Here is a 7,261-nt window from a genome sequence, read left to right as displayed (position 1 = left end):
GATTTTGAATGCATTTATTATATCTTTATAAAGGATTGAAAATCAATTTGCGACAATCTAGTTTAATCATAAAGGTAGCTATATAGATACCTTGATATCTTTTACGTTTCTAAGCTATTGAAATACTGACACTTACACGATGGGTTTGAATCCAGTCGAGGTCACTAGTATTTATAAGGGTTTACAGAGATGTAAGCCCTTTTTTTATTTTTCATTTTCAGAATATTTGCAGATTATTTTGAAATAGCACATATTGTGTTGGTTGCTATAGAGCTTTATTTGTTCCTTTTATTAGCCTATAAAGTATCCTAAAATAGTTGATTTGAAAGGCTTGTAACATTGTCTAATTACTTTTCTATTTCATTCATAATGATGAAATTTTGCGTACTTATATTTAGGACTAGTCAAAAATCAATCTAAAGCATTTTTAGTGACAAACCATCTCCAACCTATTATGGCCATTTGAAGCTTGTTTGCCTTTGCCAAATCCAATCTCATTTTGGAATAACTTGGAAAAATAAATTTATTCAGTTTAGCCAGAAATTTAAAGAATTGTTTTTTCATAATACAAAGGTAATAAACTTAGTTTTTTTGTGTTAAGGCAATTTTAACTTCAGTTTAAGCGCAATACAATGCGGTTTTGTTGTTACAATACAAGTAATCCATTTTCTCTTAAAATGTTTATCGGTTTTGAAAACCAAAACAATTCAAAATCTTCAAACTGGGTTTCAAAATTGGATTTTAACTCAGAAAACGATTTTAACTGGTTGTTTTGTGGCATTAAAGTCTCTAAAATGTTTATGAACCATGTGCCTTTATCTTTATCTAATGTTATATCAAAGGTGTTGGTTGTATTGTGAAAGGTTAGTTTTAGTGAATAAAAAGTGTTCCCTTTTTTTGTTTTGGAATGCTCGATAATTTGCGGATTTGTACCAAGCCAAACAATTTTTGCGGTTGGTTTTACATTAAAATTAGGTTCTGTTTTCAGGCAATCATATATGAAATTGGGTTTAATACTGGTTTTTGGTATCTTAAAATCAAACCATTCTTGTAATGGCAAATCAAACCCAATACCATGCATAAAATTGTAAAGTGATTTTTTTAATCCGAAGCTAAATAGATTGTGGTCAATACCTGTTGAGTCGGTAAATTGAACATCGTTATTAGCAAAGGTGATATTTTTATATATTGGAGTGATTTTATATTCTGATGGATTTAATCCAATTGGACTATGAGCGGTGAGTGCAAATTGATGCCAAAACCCTGATTGTAAGACACCAATTTCGAACAACTGACGAACCATTTCTAAACTATCAACGGTTTCCTGAACAGTTTGCGTTGGGTAGCCATACATCAAATACGAATGTACCATAATGTTAGCTTCAGTGAAGTTGCGGGTAACCTGTGCTACCTGTTCTACGGTTACACCTTTGTCAATTAGTTTTAATAACCTATCTGAAGCCACTTCCAATCCTCCAGAAACGGCAATGCAACCAGAAGCTTTTAGGAGAAAACATAAATCTTCGGTGAAGTTTTTTTCAAATCGTATGTTTGTCCACCAAGTTACTGTTATTCCTCGTTTAATAATTTCTAAAGCCAAAGCTTTCATTAACGATGGTGGTGCAGCTTCATCAACAAAATGGAAACCTGTTTCGTTAGTTTGTGCTATAATTTGCTGCATTCTATCTACTAATAGTTTTGCAGCTATAGGTTCGTAGATTTTTATATAATCTAAGGAAATATCACAAAAAGTACACTTGCCCCAATAGCAGCCGTGCGCCATGGTGAGTTTGTTCCATCTGCCATCACTCCATAAGCTGTGCATTGGGTTTGCAATTTCTATTACCGAAATGTACTCCGTTAGTAATAAATCGGAATAATCGGGTGTGCCAATTTCAGCTTGTTTATATTCGGGTTTTGTTGAGTTGTTTTTGTAAACAATTGTACCATTTTCTAATAGGAAGGTGCGCTTGAAAGACGTCTCGACTGCGCTCGATGTGACAGCTTTGAATAAAAGTTCAATTGGTAATTCGCCATCATCTAAAGTTATGAAATCGAAAAACTCAAACACTCTTACGTCTGTTAAAGAACGTAATTCCGTATTCGGGAAGCCTCCACCCATGGCAATTTTAATACTTGGGTAATTGGTTTTTATATATTGTGCGCAGCGAAAAGCACTATATAAATTTCCTGGGAAAGGTACTGAAAAACATACCAGTTTTGGTTGAATTGTTTTTAATCTATTTTCAAGAATATTTAATGTAATGTCATCTATAAACGTTGGTACATCGAGTAGATTGGCATATAACTCATCGAAAGCATTGGCGCTCTGCCCCAAACGTTCTGCATAACGACTAAAACCAAAATTAGGGTCGATACATTCTATAATAAAATCCGATAAATCTTCGAGATATAGCGTTGCTAAATGTTTGGCTTTATCTTGCATACCCATAGAGCCGAATGCCCACTCTAAATCATCTAATTGATTGAAGCGGGATGCTTGTGGCAAAAAATCGGTACTACAAAGTTGTCTTGCGAAACTTGGTTTTTTACCCTGAAGAAACGCAATAACATCGTCTAAAGGCTGTAAATATGCGTTTTTTAAAGCATAAATACGTTGGGCGTTTTCAGAAATAATTAAGTTGTTTTCAAAAGCTAAATCAAAAATTTCCTGAAAAGTTTCTTTAGAAAACAACTCTAAAATAACTTCAATACCTAAATCCATTTGAAAGGCACTAATATTTTTAGTGTTTAAAAAGCCTTTTAAATATGTGGTAGCCGGGTAGGGCGTATTTAATTGTGTAAATGGAGGCGTAATGAGTAAAAGGTCTTTCAAAATGGTATATTAAATATATAGCAAATATAAATGAAAACTTGTATTTGAAGTGGTTTGGATCTCGCAAAGGCGCGGAGAACTAAAGTTTGAAGAAATAAGTTAGCAAAAAACGCTATTACTGATGATAGGAAAATAGGTGTTTATTAGGAATGCTAATTGTTAATTGTTTTTTCGTTATTTAAAATTTCGGTAACTGCTTGTGTGTAAGCTCTTGGATTACTTGCTTTTTTTATTTTTTTATATGTTTTTTGAGGGTTTGAAAATGACTGCGAAAAGTATTCCCAAAAGCCTAACATCTTCATTTTTATTGGTGTCGGGCCAGATAATGCTGCATCGTATTGTTGGTAAATGGTATCGTGAAACTCGCTAAAAATGGTCCATCTATTGGTTGGGTATTCGGTAGTATTGTTTTTAATCATACTTGGTAAAAAAGGATCAGCAATGAGTCCGCGACCAATCATGAAATGATTAATACTAGGAAAACGTTCTTGCATTTCTTTAAACTTGGCAACCGAAGTAATATCGCCATTATAATAAAGTTGGTGTCTCGTGCTTTCAATACAACGTTGAAAGGCTTCTAAATCCACGCCACCTTTGTAAAGTTGTTTTCCAATACGTGCATGTATGGCTATGTTTTTTAGTGGATAACTATCTAAAATTGGAAAAACATTTAAAATTTCTTCAGGGTTTTCGTAACCCATACGCATTTTCATGGAAACAATTACATCAGTTTCATTATGAACTCGGTTTAAAATGTGGTCTATTTTTTCAGGGTTGCAAATAAGTCCAGATCCCATGCCTTGTTTTGTAACCATCGGGTAGGGGCAACCTAAATTCCAATTCAATTCTTTGTAGCCCAGTTCCTGAATGTACTTCACAACAAATAAAAACTCATCAGCGTTATTGGTCATTACCTGCGGTATAACCTCTAAAGTTGCATTGTTTTCAGGTTGTAAATCGCGTTGGTAGGATGATTTAATAACCATTTTACCATCCAACCGAATGTATGGCGCATAAAACGTATCGATGCCGCCAAAATAATGATGAAATGCATTTCGAAACTTAAAATCGGTAAAACCTTGTAATGGTGAAGAAAGTAAAGTGATTGCCATTTATAAATTGAGTTATGCAAATATAGCTAGTAATTACCAATTACGTAGGTAATAAATGATTTGCAAAATTATTTAATGTAATCAAGCATTTTATCTCTTTTATACTGCGGAAGTGCATCTATATTTAAAGCCAATTTTAGGTGTTTTTGATTTTTGTTTTCTGAAAAAAGTAGCTTGAAAAATTGAGCCGTAGTTAAACTGTTTTTAGCTTTTTCAATAAGTTGAAAATGGTCGCCTGTTTTTACATAACCTTCTTCTAAAATACGAACATAAGTTCCAGGAAACCCATGTTTTACAAATTGTTTTAAAACTTTTTGAGTGCCGAATTTTACGCCGAATTTATAACAAGGTTCTCTAGGCTGGGTTATTTGCACTAAAGCCGACCCTAATTTATAAATATCTCCAATATGTATTTTAGTTTCATCTAAGTCTGAAACGGTTAAATTTTCACCAAACATCCCATAATTCCAATTCAAGTTTGGATATAAATTTTTCCAGTAAGGATATTGGTTTGCTGAAAATAAATAACAGGCTTTAAACTCGCCACTGTGATTTTCTCTATCCGATACTTCGTCATCTTTTACGATGTCTTTACCTAAATAAATGGGTTGATTTGTAGGGGTTTTGTAAATACCAGTTGTTTCTTCTTGACCGGCAAAAATAATTGTAGTTGGTTTAGCTAAGTTGGTAGCGATTACTTGCATGGCTTAAAAGTAATAAAAAAACCACGATGTTTTGCAAAGTGGTTTTTTGTAAATATAATTGAAAATTTATTTGGTGCTAAAGAGTATTAATCAACCTTTTTTAAACTTAGTAAGTTATTACCATGACTATCGAATAAAAACAAATTCAAATTTTCCCTTTTAAAACCAGTAGTTTTGCTTAGAGCTTGGTTAAATTTATCTGAAACCTGCATATTTGGGCACATTTTCCTTGTAGAAGCCAAAGCAGAAAATTCAATGTTATCTGATGTGATATTTTTAATTGAACCTGTATAATTATTACAGCCATCTGTTCCAAATACTCGCATTTCCGTGATATTTATTTCTAGAGTAGGTACATTTTCTGAAGCTGAAATAGCTTCGTTATTAATATGAGTTACAGCCCAAACGTCATGCAAAGCCATGCGATGGTCTGCCTTTTTCTCTAAAATCGTTATGAGTTTATAATGTATAGAAGAAGCATCAGCAGGTATGTTTGCCTTGTTTATAGGTGTTTCTGAAACTTCTATTTTTTGAAGGTACCCTGCTTCAAATGTAAAACCTTCAATTGGTGCATAAAAATTGGTCCAAGTAGCTTTGTCTAAATCAGTGCCTTTATAAACTTGAATGCATTGAGCTTTTCCTGCACCGGCATCACATTCTTTTTTCATGCTGTTAACCCAATACGTACTTGTTTTTATTGATGAACAAGAAGTGCTTGCAACCGCTAACACTAACATTGTAATTGCTATTTTTAATAATGCCATGTTTTATGATTTTTCTTAAAACCTTTCAAAAGTTATGCTAATTTTAAGTTTGAAACTATTTTAGAGTTTTTTAACTAACAGTTAGAAGACTTTTATTAGCGGTATTTTTAATTAACTGAAATAAGATTAACTTCGAAAATAAGGACAGATCCAATTGGAATTGATGATAATTGCTGGTTTCCATAGGCCAAGTGTGCAGGGATGTATAAGGTGCCCGCATCGCCTTCATTAAAGAAGGTAAGTCCCTCAGAAAATCCAGGTATAACTCCAGACAAATTAAAGCTAACTGGTGTTGTGCTTTGGTCGAAAACAGTACCATTTAGAAGTTGGCCCTTGTAAGTAACGGACACATTATCGGTAGTTGTTGGTTTGGTTGTTCCCTCTCCCGGAGTGTGGATATTATAATATAAACCAGTACCTGTAGGTTGAGCAGTTAATTCATTTTCGGTTAGGTAAGCTTGAATTTGTTCTTCATTTTCGGTTTCGTAATTCACATAAATCAATTCAATATCAAAAATTAAAACAGAACCTGCTTTGATGATGCCATTATTATAACTTCCATAGGCTAAATGAGCAGGAATTATTAATTTTCCGCTTCCACCTTCATTAAAATAAGTTAAACCTTCTTGCCAACCTGAAATCACTTGATATAAAAAAAATGAAAATCCGTCTTCATCCCATTCTTCAAAAACTTCTCCAGTTGTAAGGTAACCTTCATATTTAACCTTTACTCTATCAGTTGAAATTGGTTTTTGTCCCGTTCCAACTTCATCAATTATATAATACAAACCAGAATTACTTCTTTCTGCATCTAAATTGTTTGCTTCTAAATAAGCTTGTATTTCGGCTTCGTTTTGTTGGCTATAATCTATGGCTTCATCGTCCTTCGAACATGCTGTGAATAAAACTAGAGTTAGTAGTGTAAAAATGGTATTTTTCATAAAGTGCCTTAAAGTATTAAAAGTGATTTTTGTTTAGTAGATGGTAAAATTAGGCATTGGTTGCGTAAAATTATTAATTTTTGAAGTGTTAATTTGTAAGATTCTGTTTAACTGATACTTAAAAAAAGCCACTTTGTAAAAAAAGTGGCTTTGCATTTATTTATTGAGATAGGAATTTTTATCGCATCACGAATTTTTTAGTGATTATAAGATTGTTTTTGTGTTCTACTTTTAAAATGTAAACTCCTTGTTTTAGAAATTTTATGGGGTTTTCTTTCTGAATTTCAGTAGACTCGTATATTTTTTGAGCTAACAAGTTGTAAATAGTTATACTGTTTATTTCTGAAAGGTTTTGGTTCTCATTAAAGTAAATACATTTATTAAATACATAGAAATTATTGTTTTGAGCTAATGTGTTTTTTTTAATACCTAAGGAATTGTTGGTGTATAAGCTTGAAACATCTGAGGCAGAAAGTGCCATATTATAAATTCTAATATCATCGATACTGCCATTAAAAAATTCGGCATAATAAGAGCCAAAATGGTAAGCTGCTCCAATAGATATAAGATTTGAAACTAAGCCATAGGAGTCTGGTTGTGAAGTAAAAGTTGTTAATTGATTGTTAACGTAAATTTCTCTTTCACTTGTTGAATGGGAAATTACAGCAATATGATTCCATTGACCAATGTTTAAAGGATTATTGTTCGAAAAATTTCTTGTTTTGTGTGCATATTCTATAAAATTGTTAGCTTGTGTTCTTAGAACATAATTGGTAGCAGTACTGTAGTTTGATTTTCCTAAAACCATAGCATTTTGTTGTGAATCTGGTTTTATCCATACTGAAAAACTTACTTCGTTTTCAAAGTTTAACAAGTTGTCATTGGCTATTGTTATTACGTCACT

At 32.6% G+C, this 7,261-nt stretch carries 6 protein-coding genes; all 6 read right to left on the bottom strand.

Annotation, left to right across the window (positions count from 1 at the left end; genetic code table 11):
* Positions 1-646: 646 nt before the first annotated feature.
* A complete protein-coding gene (locus ABYI63_RS16960) occupies positions 647-2,836 on the bottom strand; it encodes a radical SAM protein (protein WP_372758050.1) in 2,190 nt (729 codons plus the stop codon).
* 152 nt (positions 2,837-2,988) lie between these two features.
* Positions 2,989-3,948, bottom strand: coding sequence for a tRNA dihydrouridine synthase (locus ABYI63_RS16955; protein WP_372758049.1), 960 nt, complete (start codon positions 3,946-3,948; stop codon positions 2,989-2,991).
* A gap of 68 nt (positions 3,949-4,016) precedes the next feature.
* Positions 4,017-4,652 (bottom strand): MOSC domain-containing protein, encoded by a 636-nt coding sequence (locus ABYI63_RS16950; protein ID WP_372758048.1) that lies wholly within the window; start codon positions 4,650-4,652, stop codon positions 4,017-4,019.
* Between the two features lie 86 nt (positions 4,653-4,738).
* Complete coding sequence (locus tag ABYI63_RS16945; RefSeq protein ID WP_372758047.1) at positions 4,739-5,416, bottom strand: DUF4377 domain-containing protein; 678 nt, start codon at positions 5,414-5,416, stop codon at positions 4,739-4,741.
* A 107-nt stretch (positions 5,417-5,523) separates the two neighbouring features.
* Positions 5,524-6,357, bottom strand: coding sequence for an FKBP-type peptidyl-prolyl cis-trans isomerase (locus ABYI63_RS16940; protein WP_372758046.1), 834 nt, complete (start codon positions 6,355-6,357; stop codon positions 5,524-5,526).
* Positions 6,358-6,535: 178 nt separating this feature from the next.
* Positions 6,536-7,261 (bottom strand): LamG-like jellyroll fold domain-containing protein (locus ABYI63_RS16935; RefSeq protein ID WP_372758045.1); only part of this gene is annotated, 726 nt, incomplete at its 5' end.

Source organism: Mariniflexile sp. (genome assembly GCF_041583155.1).
In the GTDB taxonomy this organism is placed as follows: Bacteria; Bacteroidota; Bacteroidia; order Flavobacteriales; family Flavobacteriaceae; genus Mariniflexile.
The sequence above is the reverse complement of the archived record's forward strand: the minus strand, read 5'-3'. Positions and strand labels throughout refer to the sequence as shown.